The sequence below is a fragment of the Campylobacter porcelli genome, assembly GCF_002139855.1.
GTDB classification, from domain to species: Bacteria; Campylobacterota; Campylobacteria; order Campylobacterales; family Campylobacteraceae; genus Campylobacter; species Campylobacter porcelli.
In genome coordinates, this window is the sequence record NZ_CP018789.1 from 1,412,053 (window position 1) to 1,431,579 (window position 19,527).

The 19,527-nt window shown below is 33.2% G+C and carries 22 protein-coding genes; 9 read left to right on the forward strand and 13 right to left on the reverse strand.

The annotated features are described in order from the left end of the window. Position 1 precedes the first annotated feature (1 nt). The 6 genes from tsaD to CSUIS_RS07185 are packed head-to-tail and all read right to left on the reverse strand — an operon-like array spanning position 2 to position 4,868. Positions 2-1,000 (reverse strand): tRNA (adenosine(37)-N6)-threonylcarbamoyltransferase complex transferase subunit TsaD, encoded by a 999-nt coding sequence (gene tsaD / locus CSUIS_RS07160; protein ID WP_086298240.1) that lies wholly within the window; start codon positions 998-1,000, stop codon positions 2-4. Beyond that, positions 997-2,289, reverse strand: coding sequence for a M99 family carboxypeptidase catalytic domain-containing protein (locus CSUIS_RS07165; RefSeq protein ID WP_236845296.1), 1,293 nt, complete (start codon positions 2,287-2,289; stop codon positions 997-999). The genes tsaD and CSUIS_RS07165 overlap by 4 nt, the downstream gene beginning before the upstream one ends. Positions 2,290-2,349: 60 nt before the next feature. Further along, positions 2,350-3,441 carry a 1-deoxy-D-xylulose-5-phosphate reductoisomerase gene (locus CSUIS_RS07170; protein WP_086237376.1) on the reverse strand — a complete coding sequence of 364 codons (1,092 nt, stop codon included), beginning with the start codon at positions 3,439-3,441 and terminating at the stop codon, positions 2,350-2,352. Further along, the gene (locus tag CSUIS_RS07175) at positions 3,438-4,181 is read right to left on the reverse strand and encodes a phosphatidate cytidylyltransferase (protein ID WP_086237375.1); all 744 of its coding nucleotides are present in this window, start codon (positions 4,179-4,181) and stop codon (positions 3,438-3,440) included. Before CSUIS_RS07175 ends, CSUIS_RS07170 begins: the two co-directional genes overlap by 4 nt. A 56-nt stretch (positions 4,182-4,237) precedes the next feature. Then, positions 4,238-4,549 (reverse strand): hypothetical protein, encoded by a 312-nt coding sequence (locus CSUIS_RS07180; RefSeq protein ID WP_086298242.1) that lies wholly within the window; start codon positions 4,547-4,549, stop codon positions 4,238-4,240. A gap of 1 nt (position 4,550) precedes the next feature. After that, positions 4,551-4,868, reverse strand: coding sequence for a hypothetical protein (locus tag CSUIS_RS07185; RefSeq protein WP_086298244.1), 318 nt, complete (start codon positions 4,866-4,868; stop codon positions 4,551-4,553). Between the two features lie 137 nt (positions 4,869-5,005). On the opposite strand from CSUIS_RS07185, the gene CSUIS_RS07190 reads away from it, so the two are divergent. The 4 genes from CSUIS_RS07190 (at position 5,006) to CSUIS_RS07205 (ending at position 8,488) form a co-directional block, all read left to right on the forward strand. Beyond that, complete coding sequence (locus CSUIS_RS07190; protein ID WP_086242459.1) at positions 5,006-5,938, forward strand: D-2-hydroxyacid dehydrogenase; 933 nt, start codon at positions 5,006-5,008, stop codon at positions 5,936-5,938. A gap of 2 nt (positions 5,939-5,940) precedes the next feature. Continuing rightward, a complete protein-coding gene (locus CSUIS_RS07195; RefSeq protein ID WP_086237371.1) occupies positions 5,941-6,438 on the forward strand; it encodes a YajQ family cyclic di-GMP-binding protein in 498 nt (165 codons plus the stop codon). An 11-nt stretch (positions 6,439-6,449) separates the two neighbouring features. Next, the gene (locus CSUIS_RS07200; protein WP_086298246.1) at positions 6,450-7,115 is read left to right on the forward strand and encodes a thioredoxin domain-containing protein; all 666 of its coding nucleotides are present in this window, start codon (positions 6,450-6,452) and stop codon (positions 7,113-7,115) included. 62 nt (positions 7,116-7,177) lie between these two features. Beyond that, positions 7,178-8,488 carry a coproporphyrinogen III oxidase family protein gene (locus CSUIS_RS07205; protein ID WP_086298248.1) on the forward strand — a complete coding sequence of 437 codons (1,311 nt, stop codon included), beginning with the start codon at positions 7,178-7,180 and terminating at the stop codon, positions 8,486-8,488. A gap of 2 nt (positions 8,489-8,490) precedes the next feature. On the opposite strand, the gene CSUIS_RS07210 is transcribed toward CSUIS_RS07205, so the two are convergent. Beyond that, positions 8,491-9,321: a SurA N-terminal domain-containing protein gene (locus tag CSUIS_RS07210; protein WP_086298250.1), complete on the reverse strand. Its 831-nt coding sequence runs from the start codon at positions 9,319-9,321 to the stop codon at positions 8,491-8,493. Between the two features lie 72 nt (positions 9,322-9,393). On the opposite strand from CSUIS_RS07210, the gene gltX reads away from it, so the two are divergent. Together gltX and CSUIS_RS07220 are read left to right on the forward strand one after the other, a co-directional pair. Continuing rightward, the gene (gene gltX, locus CSUIS_RS07215; protein ID WP_086298252.1) at positions 9,394-10,773 is read left to right on the forward strand and encodes a glutamate--tRNA ligase; all 1,380 of its coding nucleotides are present in this window, start codon (positions 9,394-9,396) and stop codon (positions 10,771-10,773) included. A gap of 181 nt (positions 10,774-10,954) precedes the next feature. Further along, positions 10,955-12,202 carry a malic enzyme-like NAD(P)-binding protein gene (locus tag CSUIS_RS07220; RefSeq protein ID WP_086298254.1) on the forward strand — a complete coding sequence of 416 codons (1,248 nt, stop codon included), beginning with the start codon at positions 10,955-10,957 and terminating at the stop codon, positions 12,200-12,202. 158 nt (positions 12,203-12,360) lie between these two features. Here CSUIS_RS07220 and CSUIS_RS07225 read toward each other — a convergent pair whose 3' ends face one another. The 3 genes from CSUIS_RS07225 to CSUIS_RS08510 form a co-directional block, all read right to left on the reverse strand. Next, on the reverse strand, positions 12,361-12,801 hold the full coding sequence (locus CSUIS_RS07225; protein WP_086298256.1) for a DUF411 domain-containing protein: 441 nt from the start codon (positions 12,799-12,801) through the stop codon (positions 12,361-12,363). A 69-nt stretch (positions 12,802-12,870) separates the two neighbouring features. Further along, on the reverse strand, positions 12,871-14,055 hold the full coding sequence (locus tag CSUIS_RS07230; protein WP_086298258.1) for a hypothetical protein: 1,185 nt from the start codon (positions 14,053-14,055) through the stop codon (positions 12,871-12,873). A gap of 52 nt (positions 14,056-14,107) precedes the next feature. Continuing rightward, positions 14,108-14,266, reverse strand: a complete 159-nt coding sequence (locus CSUIS_RS08510) for a hypothetical protein (RefSeq protein WP_192940178.1) — start codon at positions 14,264-14,266, stop codon at positions 14,108-14,110. A gap of 288 nt (positions 14,267-14,554) precedes the next feature. Between CSUIS_RS08510 and CSUIS_RS07235 the strand changes: the two genes are divergently transcribed. Continuing rightward, the gene (locus tag CSUIS_RS07235; RefSeq protein ID WP_086298261.1) at positions 14,555-15,229 is read left to right on the forward strand and encodes an MqnA/MqnD/SBP family protein; all 675 of its coding nucleotides are present in this window, start codon (positions 14,555-14,557) and stop codon (positions 15,227-15,229) included. Between the two features lie 118 nt (positions 15,230-15,347). Further along, a complete protein-coding gene (gene gdhA, locus CSUIS_RS07240) occupies positions 15,348-16,712 on the forward strand; it encodes an NADP-specific glutamate dehydrogenase (protein ID WP_086298264.1) in 1,365 nt (454 codons plus the stop codon). Between the two features lie 57 nt (positions 16,713-16,769). Here gdhA and CSUIS_RS07245 read toward each other — a convergent pair whose 3' ends face one another. The 3 genes from CSUIS_RS07245 to CSUIS_RS07255 are packed head-to-tail and all read right to left on the reverse strand — an operon-like array spanning position 16,770 to position 18,980. Further along, positions 16,770-17,774 (reverse strand): alanine racemase, encoded by a 1,005-nt coding sequence (locus CSUIS_RS07245; RefSeq protein WP_086237361.1) that lies wholly within the window; start codon positions 17,772-17,774, stop codon positions 16,770-16,772. Continuing rightward, positions 17,767-18,009: a CmeU family protein gene (cmeU, locus tag CSUIS_RS07250; protein ID WP_086237360.1), complete on the reverse strand. Its 243-nt coding sequence runs from the start codon at positions 18,007-18,009 to the stop codon at positions 17,767-17,769. The genes CSUIS_RS07245 and cmeU overlap by 8 nt, the downstream gene beginning before the upstream one ends. A gap of 2 nt (positions 18,010-18,011) precedes the next feature. Further along, entirely contained in the window at positions 18,012-18,980 is a 969-nt protein-coding gene (locus tag CSUIS_RS07255) for a L,D-transpeptidase family protein (protein ID WP_086298267.1), read from the reverse strand. A gap of 113 nt (positions 18,981-19,093) precedes the next feature. Here CSUIS_RS07255 and CSUIS_RS07260 point away from each other — a divergent pair, with 113 nt between their 5' ends. Continuing rightward, complete coding sequence (locus tag CSUIS_RS07260) at positions 19,094-19,522, forward strand: copper chaperone PCu(A)C (RefSeq protein ID WP_086237358.1); 429 nt, start codon at positions 19,094-19,096, stop codon at positions 19,520-19,522. The last annotated feature ends 5 nt before the right edge of the window (positions 19,523-19,527 follow it).

Below are 19,527 nucleotides of genomic sequence, written 5' to 3' on the forward strand. Positions count from 1 at the left end.
ATCATAAATAAATTGAGCTTAGACTCGAGCGTGGGCTGATTTTTAAATCATTTAAATTTATAAAATTTCCCTTTTGGTATTTTTCTACACCAGCCCTTGCTATCATAACTGCGTTATCGCTACAAAACTCCATAGGAGCAAGGAGCAAACTCATATCAAATTTATCACAAATCTCAAGCAATCTACCTCTTAAATATTTATTTGCACTCGCCCCACCTACAACGCCTAAGCTACTAAATTTTCTTTGATTACAAATCTTACTAAGCTTATCTATTATATGCTCACAAGCAGCCCTTTGAAACCCAAATGCTATATCAGCAAAATCCTTATTGCCATTTGTTAAGCTTTTTTCTATCTCTATTCTAACTTGATTTTTCAACCCAGAAAAGCTATATTCCAAACGGCTATCCCCCTTTAATGGAATAGTAAATTTATATCTATCTTTAGTGGATTTTGTAGCTAAATTCTCTATAGCCACCCCACCAGGATAGCCAAGCCCCATCATCTTAGCCACCTTATCAAAGCTCTCGCCAAAACTATCATCGCTAGTTTCTACAAGCACAGCGATATCGCCATTTTCATTGATATCTAAAACCATAGTATGACCACCACTTACTAAAAGCACTCCAAGAGGCAACCTTGCAGGAGAGTTTAAAAATAGCGAGTATATATGACCAACTAGGTGATTTATCTCAATAAGCGGTAGCTTCAAAGCGATACTTAAAGCCTTCGCCACGCTAACACCGCTAACAAGGCTAACGCTAAGCCCTGGGCTATTTGTTACAGCAATGGCTTTAATATCCTTAAAATATGGCTTAATCTCTTTAATTAAATTTGGTAAAGCAGCAGTATGAAGTCTTGCAGCTAATTCAGGAACCACACCGCCATATTTGCTATGTTCTAACTCTTGGGTTATCTTTTTATGATAAATAAGATCTAAATTCAACCCCATAAGCGCTATAGAGCTATCATCACAGCTACTTTCAATCCCTAATATCACTTAGCAAACTCCACTAAAATCATACCAATAAATTTATCTTTACCATCGCACATTTCATAGAATTCAACCCTATAAATTTGCTCCTTTTTATCCATTGAAAAGCGTGATTTTATCATATCTTTGGTTATTTTAATACCGCTTTCATCTGATATAGTGGTGCCATATCCGATTATATTTGCCCTTACTCCATCTTTTGGCATAATCATAAAACTACTATCGACTACAATTTTTTGACCAAGTTTAACAAATTTAGGCTCATCATCATCAATTCTAATGCCAATCTCATCAATCAAATTTGAGTATTCAAAAAACTCAGGAGTAAATCTAGTGATAATATTATTGCCATAGTGGATATTATAAATACCTTGAGTTTTTGTAAGTGCTACAAGAGCATTATCACAATCAAAATCAAGCTTACCATCGCTAGAAAGCGGGATATATCCTAGCCTAGATTTTGGCAAATAAAATAGAAATTTACCGCACACAAGCACGGATAAATCCTCATCTAAGGCCTTTTTAACTCCTTGTGGGGTTAGCTCAAAATCGCGTTTAAACTCTATCCCAGCTAACTTTAAATACTCCTCAACTGCGATTAAATGATAATATACCCTCTCATTAATTGGCAAGCTCTTACTGGCCTCATTTGCATATGCGGATTTGCCATTTTTTATCGCAAAATATGATAAGCTCTTTAACATCTCTTTATCCCCATCAGAGGTGCGGGTGTTGCGAAGATGATACTTATGCTTAGGGTCTAAAATCTTGCTATTTAATCTATCTACTACTTTATTGGCATTTTGTTCTAAATCGCCATATAACGCACCATCAAGGGTAGATTGATCGATAATAACTATATTTCCCCAGCGATTTGGATTCATCATTTGGTTTATATATTTTGGGCGATAAAATCCACTTCCATCATGTAAATTCACAAGCATACTAATATTTGGTTGTAAGACTAAGGATTTAATCTGCTCTACAACATCTTTTTCTGGATCTTTATCTGAAATTTTATCAAATTTTCTATTCATATCCCCATTTACACCGCGAGATTTTTTCAAAATACTTGGCATATTTAAATTTGGGACTACATATAAAGAGCCAGATATAATCTCATATTTTCTAGCAAGTAAATTCGCTGACATAAAACCACCTGGCTCATCGCCTTGAATTCCGCCAGTTACAAGCACGGTATTATTATCATCAACCCCAAGTTTTATCAAAGAAAACTCGCCATAAGCATAACTAGAAAAGATAAAAATGGTCAAAAATATAGTAAGATTACGCAATACAATTTCCTTATAATTTTCTCATAATTTTAATAATTTTTTGTTAAGAATTGGTAAAATCTAGGTATTATATCTAATTTTGATATAATCTTTTACCTTTTTATTTATCTCAACTACGCTCTCTAAGCTATCTAATCTAAAGCTACTAAATTTATCCAAAGCATCAAAAATCGCATCGCTAATGGAGTTAAATTTAACCTTCTTACTCAAAAATCCAGCCACAATCTCATCATTAGCCGCATTTATAATAGCACCAATTTTAGGATTTTTTAATAACTCATCTTTTAGGCTAAATGCCCTATATCTATCTAAATCAACCAGTTCAAAAGTTATATTTTGTAATAATTTAATATCTAAATTCTCAATTATCCTTTGATTGCCAAGACCAATGGCATGAGCTATGGCTAATCTCATATCTGGCTTTGAGATATGAGCTGTCGTGGAGCCATCTTTGAACTCGATTAATGCGTGGATTAGAGATTTTGTCTCTATATAGGCGTCTATATTTTTACATCCATAAAGCCAAAATGCCTCAATAACCTCAAATAGCTTATTTACCATCGTGGCACTATCGATGGTAATCTTTGCCCCCATATTCCAATTTGGGTGCTTTAGGGCATCTTCTACACTTACATCTTTTAAGGTAGTAATATCGCGATTATAAAACGCCCCACCACTTGCTGTGATAATCAATCTATGGATTTTAGGGCGATCTTTTAATAGAAATTTAAGCCCAAAATGCTCACTATCAATTGGAGTGATTTTTGCACAATCTAAAAATTGCCCACCTACTACAAGGCTCTCTTTATTTGCTAAGGCTAAATCAAATCCAAGCTTTAAACCTAGCACACTAGGAGTTAATCCATCAAATCCTACAAAAGCATTTATAAGCTTTGTGCTTCCAATTTCATCACTACACGCCTTTAAAAAGCTCTCTATTCCATCATTTTTGCTAAAGACAAATTTATGATTAACCAAAGGTTTTAAGCTATCATCATCTATATATACTAATTTTGGAGCAAACTCTTTAATTTGCGAATTTAAAACCTTTAAATTACTTTTACAAGCTAAGGCTTCTACTTTTAAATTATGCTCTCTAGCTAATCTCAAAGCATTTAAACCAATACTCCCGCTACTACCAAGAACTATCATATAAGCACCATATACATCGCTAAAACGCCAAATAAATATCCATCAATTCTATCTAAAATTCCACCTTGCTCTCCAAGTAGCACTCCGCTATCTTTAACGCCAGCTAAACGCTTTAAATAGCTCTCAAACAGATCGCCAAATATACCAAAAATCACAACCCCAACACTACATAAAACAACGATAATAAAAGCAATATCCATTAAAAATAGCCCAGATATTATCCCAAAAATTATACCTATAATCAATCCGCCACATACCCCCTCAAGCGTCTTATTTGGGCTTGATGGGCTAAAACTTCTCTTACCAAAAAATTTTCCCACAAAATACGCCCCACTATCACTAGCAATAATAGTAAAAATCAGCCAAAATAACGCCGAAACACCATAACTTTGATATATCGCAAATAGTATAAAAATAGGCGCAACTGGATAGATGAAAGGCAAAATAAGCTTTAAATTCTCATTTTTAGAATATGCTAAAACACTAGCTACCACAACTAAATTTAAGATAATAATCTTAAAAACATCTTGTATCCCACCAACAAATGGAAGTAAGGTAAAAAACACCACCGCAATCACAACTATAGATTTTTGTTTAAGATTATAAAGATTTAAGCTCTCTAGCACCGCTAAAGCTAAAATAGCACCAAAAATTATGAAATTGAGCCAAAAAATATCTAGCACCGCTATAACCAAAAACGCCACAAATAAGGCTATGCCAACCATAATTCTATTTCTCATAAAACCTTCCTTAAAAGCTGTGATTTTATCTAATTTTAGCTAAAATTAAACCAAATTTATTCTATAAATTTAAAAACACTTTGACGCTTATTATGTAGATCAAAATATTTTATCTCCACCTTTCCAGCCATATTTGGCAGCCTACACTGCAACGCCCATTGACGCACCACTCTATCTAAAGGGTTTTTTATCCCATCTATACGGCAACTATTTATAATCTGCCCTTCAAAGCTTACTTGAACGCTATTTGTATCACTTCCATATATATAAGCCCCCATTGCTCCACGCTTTGCGACCACTATATCAATCTTAGAGATACTCCCTGCGTTTAAAACCACACAAAAAATCGCTAAAATAAAAATTCTCATCTCACACCACTATATCAAGCTTTTGAAATTTAACATCTTCGCTATCATCATCTACCTCATCATCGCTGCGTTTACGCTTATGATTTTGCTCGTTTAAATCCTCTTTTTGCGTCTGCTTTTCATGCTCATTTTCTGGATCAATTTTATAGGTCTCTTCAGTGGGGCGAGTCTCTTCTACCTCTTTTTTCTTTTCAGCCGAAGCTGCGGCATTCATCGCCATTTGCATATCTAATTTTGATTGGAAATCACTTTGAACTGAAGCTGCTGCGGGAGTATTTTGATTGACATAAATCGCATTTGAGATGGGGCTGATTGCCATAATTTTCCTTTTTTATTTTGCATATTTTACCAAGTAAATCGGCAAATTTAATAATATTTGCAAATTTAAACAATAAATATAGCTATTAATTAATAAAAAAATGTTAATATTTATGCCAACTCATTAAAAGGAAAAATATGAAAATAGTATGTTTAGATGCTAATACCTTGGGTAATGATGTGGATTTAAAGAGCATATTTGGCAAATTTGGGGAGTTTATCAGCTATGATATGACTGATGAAAATCAGACTATAGATAGACTTCAAGGTGCTGATATTGTGCTAACAAATAAGGTTTTAATCACAAAAGATGTAATTGCAAAAACAAATTTAAAATTAATTTGCGTTACGGCAACTGGTGTAAATAATATAGATTTAGAAGCGGCTAAAAATGCAAATATAGTAGTAAAAAATGTCGCTGGCTACTCCACTAATAGCGTAGTCCAACAAACTTTTGCTAATATTTTAGCCATTAGAAATAGCACAAGCTACTATGAAAATTATGGTAAAAGTAGCGATGGCTGGGCTAAAAGTCCGATATTTGTAAATTTAGATAGACCGATATTTGAGCTTAGTAATAAGAAATTTTGCGTTGTTGGTCTTGGAACGATTGGTCTTGAAGTGGCTAAGGTAGCACAAGCCTTTGGTTGTGAAGTCTGCTACTACTCAACAAGCAATAATAACTCAAATCCAAATTTCAAAAGAGTTAGCTTTGAAGAGGTTTTAAAATGCGATATAATCAGCATTCACGCACCACTTAATGAGAATACAAAAAATCTTTTTAATGCTAAGGCTTTAGATGAGTTAAAAGATGGAGCAATGCTCGTAAATAGCGGTCGTGGCGGGATCGTTGATGAGGAAAAAATCGCAAATTTAATCGATGAGCGTAAGATTTATTTTATCACTGATGTGCTTGAAAAAGAGCCAATTAGAGCTAATCACCCTTTATTAAAAGTCAAAAATAAAGATAGATTGATGATTACTCCGCATATTGCTTGGGCTAGTGTGGAGGCTAGAAAAAAACTAATTGAGCTAAGTGCTAAAAATATAGAAGATTTCTTAAAGGGGTGAAAATGGCTGATGAGCATAGCTTTGATATAAGTGCAAGTGTCAATATGATGGAAGTCAAAAATGCCCTCGAAACGGCTAAAAAAGAGGTGGCTAATAGATTTGACTTTAAGGGTTTAAAGGCTGAAATTGAGCTAAATGAAAAGGATAAAACCATAACTCTCATTAGCTCAAGCGATTCTAAAATTGAAGCGTTAAAAGATATTGTAATAAGCAAACTTATAAAGCGAGAAATTCCGCCAGTTGCACTAAGCCAAAAGAGCGTAGAAAACGCAAGTGGTGGTAATATTAAATCTATTTTAAAGCTAAATGATACCCTTGATAGCGATAACGCTAAAAAGATCACAAAAGCCATAAAAGATTCTAAAATCAAAGTAAATGCGTCTATTAGAGGTGATGAGATTAGGGTTGTTAGCAAATCAATTGATGAGTTACAAAATACAATTAAGCTTGTAAAAGAGCTAAATTTAGAGCTTCCACTAAGCTTTAAAAATCTAAAATAAAGGAGTAAATAATGAAATTTAAAAAACTTTTCTTAGCATTTTCTTTGCTACTTGCTGTTGGTGCAAACGCAATTACTGAAGGCAAAGAGTATATAAAACTACCAAAACAGGCTGAATTTAATAATGCACAAAATAGCGTTATTGAGATCTTTAGCTATGGGTGCATTCACTGCTATAATCACTTCAAAAATGGCACGCTTAAATTTGTATCTGAAATGTTACCAGATCTTAAATATGATGAGTGGCAAGTGCATCAAATGGGTGTATTTGGCTTTGAGATGAGCAATGTTTTAGGCTATGCTAAAAGCCTAGATGAGAAAAATGACCTAAGCACTCTAAGTGCAAAATCAAATTTTCACCAAGTTTTAAAAGGCTTTTTTGAAGATGCTTTTGTAAATAAAAAATCATATAAAAATGGCGAAGAATTCTATCAAAGAGCCGCAAGTATCCTAAAAGCAAATGGCGTCCAAAATGCTAGTGTAAAAACCATAATAGACTACGCTAACTCAAAAGATGGCAAAGCCTATGCCAAGCTAACCTCTCAAGCTCTAGAAGTGGCTAAAATCAGTGGAACTCCAGGCTTTGTAGTAAATGGCAAATACTTAATCAATATCGAACATGTAAATAGTCAAGAGGAGCTAGTAGAGATAATCTCTGAAATAATCAAGCTAAAATAGTATTAAATTTTTAAATCTCTGCTATAATTTGCAGTTTAAATAAATTTAAAGAGTTATAGCAGATGAAATCTCTATTTTTAATCCAAAATTTAGCTATCAAATATGCTAAATTTTCTCTAAATAAATCCTTAAAATCTCAACTAAATTTAGATCTTTTACCAAATTACCAGACCAAAACCCCAGACCCAAATATAAACTATATGCTATATGCTCATGTGCCATTTTGCCATACTTTTTGTCCATATTGCTCATTTCACAAATACGCTTATGATGAGAGCTTGGCTAAGGAGTATTTTAAAAATTTGCGTTTAGAGATGGAGCAAATTTATAAATTAGGATACAAATTCAACTCTATGTATGTAGGTGGCGGGACAACTTTAATAAACGAAAGTGAGCTTATAAAAACACTTGAGCTAGCCAAAAAGCTATTTAATATAGATGAAATTTCATGCGAAAGCGACCCAAATCACATTGAAATTCAAAATCTCAATCGTTTTAAAGGGTTAATTAAGCGTCTAAGTATTGGGGTGCAAAGCTTTAATGATGAGATTTTAAAAAAAGTTGGAAGGTATGATAAATTTGGCTCAAGCCAAACTCTAATCACAAAGCTAAAAAACGCTATTAATGTATTGCCAATTACTAGCATTGATCTGATATTTAACTTCCCAAATCAAACAAAAGATATGTTAATTAATGATATAAATTTAGCCAAAAGCATTGACGCAGACCAAATCACATTCTACCCACTGATGAAATCTAGTCTTACAAAAGACAAAATCGCCTCTGCTCTTGGCCTAAGTAAAAATGACAATGAGTATGAGTTTTACACCATTATAGAAGAGAGTTTTAAAGATTATTATAAGAGTAATGCGTGGTCATATGCTAAAAAGAAATTAGCCTTAAATGATGAGTATGTCAGCTCAAAGCACGAGTATCTAGGGATAGGAAGTGGTGGATTTAGCTTTCTTAATGGGGAGCTTTTTATAAATGCTTTTAACCTAAATGAGTATAATAGCAAAATTCAAAACCACCAAAGCTCCATAATCGCAAATTGTAAATTTAATAAAAAAGAGCGGATAAAATATCTATTTTTAACTGAAATTTTTAGCGGTTTTATCGATATTTCAAAATTTAATCAAACAAACAATACAGATCTTTTAAAAATGCTAAATATAGAATTAAAATTATTAAAACTAATTAAAGCTATTAAAATTCAAAATAATATAATCCAATCAACCCAATTTGGCAGATATTTGTGGCTTAGCTTGATGAAGGAGTTTTACACTGGAATGGATAGAGTAAGAGCTATTTTCAAAGATGATAGCAAGATCAAAAATAGCTCTAAAATAAATATAATGAAAACACAAATTTAAGACTATTTTTGGATATATTTTATATTTGCTTTTGCCTTTAACTTGTTAAAATAATCCATCATAGCAGCCTCTCTTTCTTGCTCTATCATCGCATTTACCACGGCTTGTTCCACAGCTTCAAATGGCGGTAAAACTGATCCGTTTTTAGATATGATATAAAATCTCTCTAACCCAACAGGGCTTTCTAAAATAGGGGTAAATTCGCCATTTTGAGTGTTATTAAAGATATATATAAGATTTGGAGCGATCTTAGATGAGCTTAAATTTAAATGCTCCTTTTTCACCCCTTTAATATCTGCTTTATAATCCTTAGCTTGTAAATTTAACGCTTCATTATCATTAGAGATATAGCGAATCAAGCTAATACTATCAAAACGCAAAAACATCCCCGCATTATTCTCATAAAATCTCCTAGCGTTTTGTGGGGTGATATTTTGGTTTGGAGCATTTAAAATACTCGCATAAAGCTTCTCTTTTTTTATCGAAATTTGCATATCCTCTCTAAGCTGCTCATCGCTCGTGCCTCTTGATTTTACCACAGATTTAAAGCTATTAACACTCATATTATTAGCTGCGGCTAATTGAGCAATTTTTTGATCTATTTCAAATTCGCTCACAGTGATATTTAATTTTTTTACTTGAGCTATCTCTAACTTATCTCTTATTAATAAATTTAACGCCTCATCTTTATTTAATTTTGTTTTATTCATCACGCTATTTAGCTCATAGGTAGTAATTGGCTCATTATCCACAGTCGCAACTAGCCCACCTACATATCTAGCACTAGCATTAAGGGCTAAAAATAGCAAAGCAAAAATTAAATTTTTTATCATAATCAAACCTTTATTAAAGCAAATTTGAGCTAAAATTATATCCAAATTTCAATAAATAATAGGATAATCATAATGATAACTACAAGATTTGCTCCATCTCCAACTGGATTTTTACACATTGGCGGACTTAGAACGGCACTATATAACTATCTTTACGCTCGTAAAAATGGTGGCAAATTTCTTCTTCGCATTGAAGATACCGATCTTAAGCGAAACTCGCAAGAGGCTACAATCGCTATTAGAGAGGCGTTTAATTGGTGTGGGCTAGATTATGATGGAAGCGTAGAGTATCAATCAAAAAGATTTGATATTTATAAAAAATATATTAATCAACTATTAGAAAGTGGCAAAGCCTATAAATGCTACACAACTCAAGATGAGTTAGCAAAGATGAGAGCTGATGCTGAAGCTAAGAAATTAAGACCAAAATATGATGGAAGATATAGAGATTTTACTGGCACTCCACCACAAGGAATTGAGCCTGTAATTCGCATAAAGGCTCCGCTTGATGGAGTGATTGAGTTTAAAGATGGAGTTAAAGGGGATATTAAATTTAATTGTAGCGATATACTAGATGATTTTATCATCGCTAGAAGTGATGGGTCGCCTACATATAATTTTTGTGTAGTTATAGATGATGCACTTATGGGGGTTTCGCATATCATTAGGGGGGACGATCATCTAAGCAACACTCCAAAGCAAATTATCTTATATGAGGCTCTTGGGTTTGAAATTCCGCAGTTTTTCCATGTGGCTATGATAAATGGAAGTGATGGGGCTAAACTAAGCAAAAGGCACGGGGCTACTGATGTTATGGAGTATAAAAATATGGGTTATTTGCCTGAAGCACTTTTAAATTTCCTTGTGCGTTTAGGCTGGAGCCACGGCGATGATGAGATATTTAGCTTACACCAAATGATAGAGCTATTTGACCCATATAATCTTAGCAAATCAGCCTCTACATACAATCAATCAAAATTAGAGTGGCTAAATGCGCACTATATAAAATCATTGCCATTTGAGAGACTTGCAGATGATATGCTATATTTTGGGATAGATTTTAGAGCTATTGATAAAGGTCAAATGCTCCTAGATTTGCTAAGGGAGCGTTCAAAAACTCTCTTAGAACTAAAAGCTTCGGCTCTTGCTATCATCAATCAACCAACAGATTATGACCAAAATGCTGTGAAAAAATTTATAAATGATGATAATAAATTACTTTTAAGCCAATTTGCTGATTTTATTAAAAGCCAAGAGATGGACGCTAAGGCTATAGAAGAGATGGTAAATGAATTTTTAGCCAAAAAAGAGAGAAAATTAAAAGATCTAGCCCAGCCAATCAGAATCGCAATAACAGGCGGTGCAGTAAGCCCTAGTATATTTGAAGTTATTGAATTTATCGGACTCGATGAGTTAAAATTAAGAATACAAAACTTCCTAAAATCACTATAGACAAAGCTAGAGTTAAAAGCTCTAGCTTTTTAAAAATAGCCAAATTTACCGCTTAATTTACAAAAAGTAACACCTAAATAATAAATTTTATCTATTATTAAAGTATTTACCTCCTATCAAATAAATTTAGGTTATAATTAAATATTATTTAAAAATTTAAAGTTAAATTTAAGGAAATACCATGAGTTTAAAGCAAAAAGCTCTTGACTATCATATAGGTGGCAAGATAGAAATCAATGTCAAAAAACCTTGCGTTAGCGCTGAAGATTTAAGCCTTGCATACTCTCCAGGGGTGGCTGAGCCTTGCATGGAGATAAATAACGATAACGAACTATCCTATAAATACACAAACAAAGGCAACCTAGTAGCAGTAATCACCGATAGCACGGCGGTTTTAGGCCTTGGCGATATCGGTGCAGTAGCTGGAAAGCCTGTAATGGAGGGCAAATCTGTTTTGTTTAAAAAATTTGCCAATGTAGATGCTTTTGATATTGAACTTGGTGAGAAAGACCCAGATAAAATAGTTGAAATCTGCAAAGCCCTAGCCCCAACTTTTGGCGGTATAAATTTAGAAGATATAGCTGCGCCAAAGTGCTTTTATATAGAAAAAAAGCTCCAAGAGAGCGTAAATATCCCAGTTATGCACGATGATCAGCACGGCACTGCCATCATCACTACTGCTGGCTTGCTTAATGCTTTAGAGATAAATGGAAAAGATATATCTAAGATTAAAGTTGTAGTAAGCGGTAGCGGAGCAGCCGGAATAGCGTGTGCGAAAATGTATCAAAGCGTAGGGGTTAAAAATATAATTATGTGCGATAGCAAGGGGGTTATACACTCAAAAAGAGATGATTTAACCGAGCAAAAAAGAGAATTTGCCATAGATACAGATGATAGAACTTTAAGCGACGCATTAAGGGGTGCTGATATGTTTTTAGGTCTTTCAAAAGCCAAACTTCTAAGCCACGATATGGTAAAAAGCATGGCTAGTAACCCAATCATATTTGCTCTAGCTAATCCAGAACCTGAAATTAGACCAGAAGTAGCCTATGCGATAAGAGATGATATTATAATAGGCACAGGAAGAAGCGACTACCCAAATCAGGTAAATAATGTCTTAGGCTTTCCATTTATCTTTCGTGGCGCACTTGATGTAAGAGCGACAAAAATTACTGAAAATATGAAAATTGCCGCCGCACAAGCCCTAGCTAAACTAGCTAAAGAGAGCGTTTCTAGCGAAGTTTGTAAAGCCTATAATGTAAGCGAAATTAAATTTGGCAAAGATTATATAATCCCAAAACCATTTGATCCTAGAGTTTTATTCACAGTTGCTCCAGCTGTAGCAAAAGCTGCCGTAGAAGATGGGGTGGCATTGGTAAAAGAGTTTGATGAGGCCTCTTACATACAAAAGCTTAAAAAATTATTTTAATTAAAAAATTAATAATAGCCATCTAAATTTGATGGCTATACTCAAAATAAAATCAAATTTATACAATTTAAATTACTAATTTATAGCTTTTATCGGCTTTTTAGTAAATCAATAGCATTTAAATAACTGATATTTAAGCCTTTAAATTTGCTAAAAATTTAAATCTTTTTATCGCCTATATAATAACCAAAAAGCTCACTTGAGCCATCTTTTTTCATTAAAATTACTGGATATTTCTCTGGTGCTCCTTGCTCCATTCCAGGACTTCCCATAGGCATACCAGGGGCTGAAATTCCTATCACGCCATCAGGTTTATTTTCTAGTAGCCAAGCCACAGCACTACTAGGCACATGACCCTCAATAGCATAGCCATCGATAACGCCGGTATGACAACTTTGATACTGAGATTTGATATCTAGACTCTCTTTGATTTTCATAAAATCCTCTTTAGCATAAGAGTTGATTTTATAGCCATTTTTCTCCATATAGCTCTCCCAAAGCTCACAACAACCACAAACTGGAGACTTATAAACATCAATTACCTTATCTTGTGCCAACATAGGTAGAGCCAAAGCAAGAGCAAATATATATTTTTTCATCTTTTTTCCTTTTGGATTTTTTATCTTTATAATAATACTTTTTTATAGTAAATAGATACTAAAGCCATTTTACGCCCAAATTCTAAGCGGTTTTGGGTAAAATTTATCTTTATCATCTATTAAATTATCCTTATTTTGTATAAATCTAGTGTATTGTTGATTTTGATAAGAGTTTTTATCGCTATCTCGCCAATAGTACTCTTTGGTTGTTTTATCAAATACATTATTAAAACCAAAATTTGTAGTGTGTGGATAGCTAGATAACTCTTCTAGTCTATAATTCCCATCAACCCCTTGCTTAGCATAAGCAATCCCAAGTAATCCATTAAAAGCTCCTGAATTTGAATTTATATCTATCCAGCCATCTTCATCAGCTAGTTTTGAAAGCTCGTTTAAGTCATTTTGAGTAAGGCTCTCATATCTTACTTCAGCTTTAAAAATAGAGTATGGATTATAATCTTTTAGCAATTCTAAAGAGCGTTCATAACCTTCTATCGTTCCATAATTATCTTTTTGAGCTTCAAGTTTTTTTAAGGCATTGCTCTTGCTATCTATAAAATCTTTTAAATTTATACTATCAACTACTTCGCTGAGTTTTTTGATAATCTCATTTCCATCTTTATCATAAGCTCTTATTTTTAATTTATCGAAGTAGTCATCATTTTTATCTACAAATCCATTTCCATCACTATCAAATCTAAAAAGTTGTGAATTTGAGCTAAAGCTTCCAACCCCTAATCTATCATTATCTCCAGCTAAATCTAAAAATAGCTCTGCTTTACCAAATTTAGTATCAATTAAATTTGAGTTTGCGTAGGAGTTTAGGTAGTACTCTTGTGGGATTTTACCATATCTATAATAATTATCATTAAAAAAATATCCACTATCAAATGTTGGATACTCAACATTCTCTATGGTCGCAGTGTGTTCTTTTGCTTCTGATATACCTTTTATATCTGACACACCAAATGTTGAATTATACAAAGCACCATCTAAAATACTCTTTGTTTGTCTAGCGATAAATTCATCTAATGCTGCTTCTTTGGTATGTGTTTTTGTGTGATATTTTTGGACTATATTTATGTCTCCGTAAGATCCTGCATGATAATCATAATACTCTATTTTTCTACCAAATCTATCAGTGTTTTCATCTTGTTTTATTTGCTCTGTTTGAGCGAAATTTAGCTCTATTTTTGGCAATTTTTGATTAATTTGAATTTGAAATGTATTTGATGATAGTGAGCTAATATTCATTTTATAACCTTTCTTGCGTTAAGCTTTAGGCGAATTAATCGCCCAAAGTTAATTAATATGCCCTAATATCGGCAACTATAACATTATTATTGCCATCTACATAAACTCTAAGTTCACCATTATCAAAATAATTTGTAGCACCAGACAGATCTGAAAGTATTTTATTTATCAAATTTCCATCTATAACAAGCGACATATCACTTTGATACATAGCTCTATTGATAATATATATCTTAGAATCCCAAAAATCCTACATAGCATTTACTTTAGTAATTAGATTATCTACTATTTTTGAATTTTAGATATTGTTTGTAAATCGGCAACTATTAAATTATTTTAATATATTTTTAGTATATTTTATAATGAAGTTATTTGATTAAAACTCTAAAATTAAGCGAATTTAGAGTATAATCAATATATTTAATAAAAATTTAAGCCATAAAGGCTATATCCAGAGCTTAAAACACTGGAGATACAAGAAATTATAAAAGGTATAAATATGCTATTTGGCAAGATTGATTATCTAAATTTACTCCCATTTCATGTATTTTTAAAACGCTATCCATTAAGCAATCAAGTAAAAAAATCAATTGAATTTAAAAAAGGAACCCCCGCTAAACTCTCTCAAGCCTTAAATAAAAGGCAGATTGACGCAGCCATCATCTCAAGTATAGAAAGCAGAAATCCAAAATATAAAAAGCTAAATTTAGGTATATGCTCTAATGGTGCGGTAAAATCCGTTTTGGTGCGTAAAAATAGCGCTAAAATGCTAGATCCAGCTTCAAAAAGCTCAAATATGCTAAGCAAAATTTTAGAGCTAGATGGAGAGGTGATAATAGGCGATGAAGCATTAAGGCAATATATAAAAGATGGTAGGGATAAATTTTATGATATGGGTGAGATTTGGCAGCAAAAAACTGGATTGCCTTTTGTTTTTGGGCTATTTTGTTGTAATAAAAATCAAAATTTGTATAAAAAAATTATTAATCAATTCTTAAAGCAAAAAATAAAGATACCAAAATACATACTCAACGAATATTCAAAAAGTAGAAATATCGCTCCAAATATGATTTTATGGTATTTAGAGCATATTAGCTATAATATAAAATTTAAGGAAAAACGAGCACTAAAAAAGTTTATTTCACTAGCAAAAAAGTATAATTTTCAGCCATAAAGTGAGTAAATTTGTAACAATACAGACAAAAAATATCCTAACTTTTTCTATATTAAGATTAAATTTAAGATAAATTAAATATAATCCAACTACAAACATTTTCACAATAGGAGTTACGATGTCAGTACATGAGTATATCAACCAAACACTTGAAAATATCAAAAAGTCAAGTCCTGGTCAAACAACATTTTTACAAGCAGCAACAGAGGTTTTACATACTTTAGAGCCACTTTTAGAAAAAGAAAAAAAGTATCTTGATCACAAAATTATAGATCGCATTGTAATGCCTGAGAGAACTACGATGTTTCGTGTAACATACATGAATGACAAAAATGAACCTTGCTCACACTTTGGGTATCGTGTAGAGTTTAACTCTGCTCTTGGCCCGTATAAAGGTGGTTTGAGATTTCATCCTTCAGTATGCTTAGATATAATCAAATTTCTTGGTTTTGAGCAAATTTTTAAAAATTCGCTTACTGGACTTAATATGGGTGGCGGCAAAGGTGGTGCTAATTTCGACCCTAAAGGCAAAAGCGATGGCGAGATTATGAGATTTTGTCAAGCTTTTATGAATGAATTATATAAATTAATCGGCGATGTAAAAGATGTCCCAGCTGGCGATATTGGCGTTGGTGGTCGTGAGATCGGCTATATGTTTGGTCAATATAAAAAATTAACAAATCGCTTTGATGGTGCTTTGACTGGTAAAGGTCTAGACTGGGGCGGTAGCTTAGTAAGGGTAGAGGCTACTGGATATGGCTCAGTATATTTTGCTCAAGAGATGCTTAAAAAACAAAATAGCAGCCTAGAGGGCAAAAAATGCTCAATAAGTGGTGCTGGAAATGTGGCTATATACACAGCTCAAAAGCTATATCAACTTGGCGCACTTCCTATAACAGTAAGCGATTCAACTGGCTTTATATATGATAGCGAAGGTATAGATGTCGAGCTATTAAAACGCATTAAAGAGGTAGAGAGAAAAGGTCTTATCGAGTATGCGGCTGCTAAACCAAGTGCGAAATTTACTCCAGTTAGCGAGTATAAAGCTGGAACAAATGGTATTTGGAGCGTTCCATGTGATGCTGCCTTCCCAAGTGCTACTCAAAATGAGCTAAATTTAGAAGATATTAAAACGCTTTATAATAATGGTTGTCGCTTGGTTTGCGAAGGTGCTAATATGCCTAGCACACTTGAAGCTATTGATTTTATGCTAAGCAAAAAAGACTTCTTATTTGGTCCAGCTAAGGCTGCAAACGCTGGTGGCGTGGCTACTAGTGGGCTAGAGATGGCACAAAACGCAAGTATGCAAAAATGGACTTTTGATGAAGTAGATAGCAAACTTCACCGCATTATGACAAATATCTTTGAAGCTAGTTATGAGACTTCTGTTGAATTTGGAGTGCCAGGCAATCTTGTTCTAGGAGCAAATATCGCTGGATTTAGAAAAGTTGCTGATGCAATGATAGATCAAGGATATGTATAATAGAATTTAGCCGACTTAATGTCGGCTAGAATTTAATCAATTTAATTATTTTTAATTTTACTCCACTACCCTTCTACTAATTATAGGACTAAGCTTAACTAAAATATCATAATTAATAGTCCCAAAAAACTCAGCCCAAATATCAGCATTATCTAATACACATATCCGCTCTCCACCATCAATTGAGCTAAAGCTATCCATAGACATTTTGCCTAAAATTGGATTTCCATTGGCTAATTTTAGCTCTCCATTGCCATTATATCGCAATAACCCATCGCCATAGCCAAGATCATATGTAGCGATATTCATATCATATTTAGCAGTAAATGCGCCACCATAACCTACACTTTGACCAGCATATAAGACTCTTGAGCTTACACGATCGGCATAAAGCTTTAAGACTTTTTTAAGCTCTAGGCTCTCATTAAACCCAAAATATCCAAATTGAGCCATACCAGCACGCACATACTCATCACCTATATCTGAGCTTCTCTCAATCGCAGCTGAGTTGTGAGAGTGAAATATAAGCTCGCCATCAAAAAATTCTTTAATCTTATCTTTAGCTTGTTTGAAATTCTCTTTTTGAACAAAGTAATCCCCACTATGCTCATCGCTAGCTCTAAAATGAGTAAAAGCACCCTTTAATATCAAATTTCGTTTTTTAATAATATTAATAGCAGTTTCAATCTCAGTAATGTCTATACCATTTCTATGCATTAAAGTATCGATGGCAAGATGAATTTGGCTATTTGGTCTTATCTTTTCTAAAGCCCTAAGCTCATTAATAGCATAGATAAACTCGCCATTCTCAGCACCAGTTGGTAAATGCGAAAGCACTATAATGCTCTTAAATAATCTAGATAGTTCCCTTGCTTCAAGCTCACTTTTAACACACGCTATTTCAATGCCAAATTCACTAGCGATCTTGCCCATTAGGAGCGCCCCATGACCATATGCGTTATCTTTTAAAACGGCGATAATTCGCTTTTTAGAGCCTACTTTTTTGGCTATTTGAGTTAAATTATGCTCATAAGCACTTTTTGAGAGTAAAATCTCAGACATTAAAGCTCAAATCAAATTTTTTATATATATGTGGTAGCATCTTTCTTACTGCATAATCATATGCGTAAAACTCTTTATATAAGGCTTTTAAGCTTGGCTCTTTACAAGCATCAAAGTCAAAGGCTGTGCTATTGCCTTGCTTTGGCACACTTGCATCTAAAACATCAAAAAATCTCCCCCTAGCGGCCAAAAACTCCTCAATTTGCTTTTTTACAAGCTCTTTTTCATCACTCATAGCTACTCCTCTACTAAAATTTTCATCTTATTATCAGCCACTTCTACATATAAGGTTTTATCCCCATCAAAATTATATGAGGCTGCTCTATATTTCTCATCAAAATTTACGCGATATATATTCTTGCCATCTATGTTTGGATATGGTGTTATATTGAAATTTTTAAATTCAATTATTTTGCTCTCATTTTTGCTAAATACTCTCTTTTTCATCTGCGTAAATTCTGCAATTTTCATACCATCAAAGCGTCGAAAATCATTATGATAAAAGCTCATATATCTATCCAAATCGCTCTTAGTCCAAGCATCTTTCCACGCAAAAAGCTGGGCAAATATCACAGCTATATCAAGACTGCTAGATTTTGGTTTGCCATCTTCGCTTATTATCACGATAGCTGAATTATTTTGCACTATATCTTCAAAAGATTCTAAAATATCATTTTTCATAGCGATACAGCCTTTGGTCTCTAGCTCATTTTCCCTTACATCGCTCTCCATAGGATAGCCATGAATCCATATGCCATAGCCTGTTCTTTTGCGAAGTTTATCATATAAATTTGGGTAAGATAAGCTAAAAGCAACCGGCCCATAATATGTAGTAGGCGGAGTAAATCTGCGTGTTATATCATATACACCAACTGGGGTTTTCAGATCCCCTTCTAATAGCTTTTCGCCCATTAAACCAGTGATTATCTCGCTATTTTTAACCTCTTTTAATTTACCATCTTCATATTGATTTACAGATATATTCTTAGCAGTTTTATCAGCTACTATGATTAATCTGCTTTTATCATCGTGATAGCCATATTTTAGCTCTTTATTTTTTAAGCTATCGCTCCAATACTCCACACTTTGTAAGTTCTTCTCTATCTTATCTTGGACTGCTGATATACCACCTTTAAGATATAACTCCTCTAGCTCCCCGCTAAATAAAGATGTTGATACTACCAATAAAAAGAGTAATTTTTTCACTATTTTAACCTTAATTAATTAAATCTTTAAGCTTGAAATTATATCAAAATCGGTTGAAAATTAATTTAAATTCTTGTATAATTTAGCTCACTTCAATCAAAAAAGGATAAAATATGTTTAAATATTTATTTACCTCAACTCTAGTTGCACTTAGCGTAAATGCTCAAATTTTAATTACCAATTCATATATCAAAGATACCCCGCCGAATGCGAAAAATAGTGCCGCTTTTATGAGCATAGAAAATCAAGATTCAAAAGATATTGAGCTAATTTCAGCTAGTAGCAATATAAGCAAAGCTACCGAGCTTCACACTCATATCACAGAAGATGGCATGAAAAAGATGATTCAAATCCCAAGCATTAAGATACCAGCTAACTCTAAAGTTGAGCTAAAACCAGGTGGTTTGCATGTTATGTTTTTGGGCTTAAAAAGAGATATAAATGATGGAAATGTCGATTTAAATTTAACTTTTAGCGATGGCAAAACATATGAATTAAAAAATATCCCAGTTAAAAAAGTTATACCTATTAAAATGCATTAATTTGG

What these genes read in the sequence shown, in the direction of transcription:
- CSUIS_RS07260 (WP_086237358.1), top strand. Translation starts at nt 19,094, where the DNA reads ATGTTTAAATATTTATTTACCTCAACTCTAGTTGCACTTAGCGTAAAT.
- CSUIS_RS07180 (WP_086298242.1), bottom strand. Translation starts at nt 4,549, where the DNA reads ATGAGAATTTTTATTTTAGCGATTTTTTGTGTGGTTTTAAACGCAGGG.
- CSUIS_RS07190 (WP_086242459.1), top strand. Translation starts at nt 5,006, where the DNA reads ATGAAAATAGTATGTTTAGATGCTAATACCTTGGGTAATGATGTGGAT.
- CSUIS_RS07220 (WP_086298254.1), top strand. Translation starts at nt 10,955, where the DNA reads ATGAGTTTAAAGCAAAAAGCTCTTGACTATCATATAGGTGGCAAGATA.
- cmeU (WP_086237360.1), bottom strand. Translation starts at nt 18,009, where the DNA reads ATGAGTGATGAAAAAGAGCTTGTAAAAAAGCAAATTGAGGAGTTTTTG.
- gdhA (WP_086298264.1), top strand. Translation starts at nt 15,348, where the DNA reads ATGTCAGTACATGAGTATATCAACCAAACACTTGAAAATATCAAAAAG.
- CSUIS_RS07245 (WP_086237361.1), bottom strand. Translation starts at nt 17,774, where the DNA reads ATGTCTGAGATTTTACTCTCAAAAAGTGCTTATGAGCATAATTTAACT.
- CSUIS_RS07195 (WP_086237371.1), top strand. Translation starts at nt 5,941, where the DNA reads ATGGCTGATGAGCATAGCTTTGATATAAGTGCAAGTGTCAATATGATG.
- CSUIS_RS07200 (WP_086298246.1), top strand. Translation starts at nt 6,450, where the DNA reads ATGAAATTTAAAAAACTTTTCTTAGCATTTTCTTTGCTACTTGCTGTT.
- gltX (WP_086298252.1), top strand. Translation starts at nt 9,394, where the DNA reads ATGATAACTACAAGATTTGCTCCATCTCCAACTGGATTTTTACACATT.
- CSUIS_RS08510 (WP_192940178.1), bottom strand. Translation starts at nt 14,266, where the DNA reads ATGTATCAAAGTGATATGTCGCTTGTTATAGATGGAAATTTGATAAAT.
- CSUIS_RS07170 (WP_086237376.1), bottom strand. Translation starts at nt 3,441, where the DNA reads ATGATAGTTCTTGGTAGTAGCGGGAGTATTGGTTTAAATGCTTTGAGA.
- CSUIS_RS07205 (WP_086298248.1), top strand. Translation starts at nt 7,178, where the DNA reads ATGAAATCTCTATTTTTAATCCAAAATTTAGCTATCAAATATGCTAAA.
- CSUIS_RS07235 (WP_086298261.1), top strand. Translation starts at nt 14,555, where the DNA reads ATGCTATTTGGCAAGATTGATTATCTAAATTTACTCCCATTTCATGTA.
- CSUIS_RS07175 (WP_086237375.1), bottom strand. Translation starts at nt 4,181, where the DNA reads ATGAGAAATAGAATTATGGTTGGCATAGCCTTATTTGTGGCGTTTTTG.
- CSUIS_RS07185 (WP_086298244.1), bottom strand. Translation starts at nt 4,868, where the DNA reads ATGGCAATCAGCCCCATCTCAAATGCGATTTATGTCAATCAAAATACT.
- CSUIS_RS07210 (WP_086298250.1), bottom strand. Translation starts at nt 9,321, where the DNA reads ATGATAAAAAATTTAATTTTTGCTTTGCTATTTTTAGCCCTTAATGCT.
- CSUIS_RS07230 (WP_086298258.1), bottom strand. Translation starts at nt 14,055, where the DNA reads ATGAATATTAGCTCACTATCATCAAATACATTTCAAATTCAAATTAAT.
- CSUIS_RS07225 (WP_086298256.1), bottom strand. Translation starts at nt 12,801, where the DNA reads ATGAAAAAATATATATTTGCTCTTGCTTTGGCTCTACCTATGTTGGCA.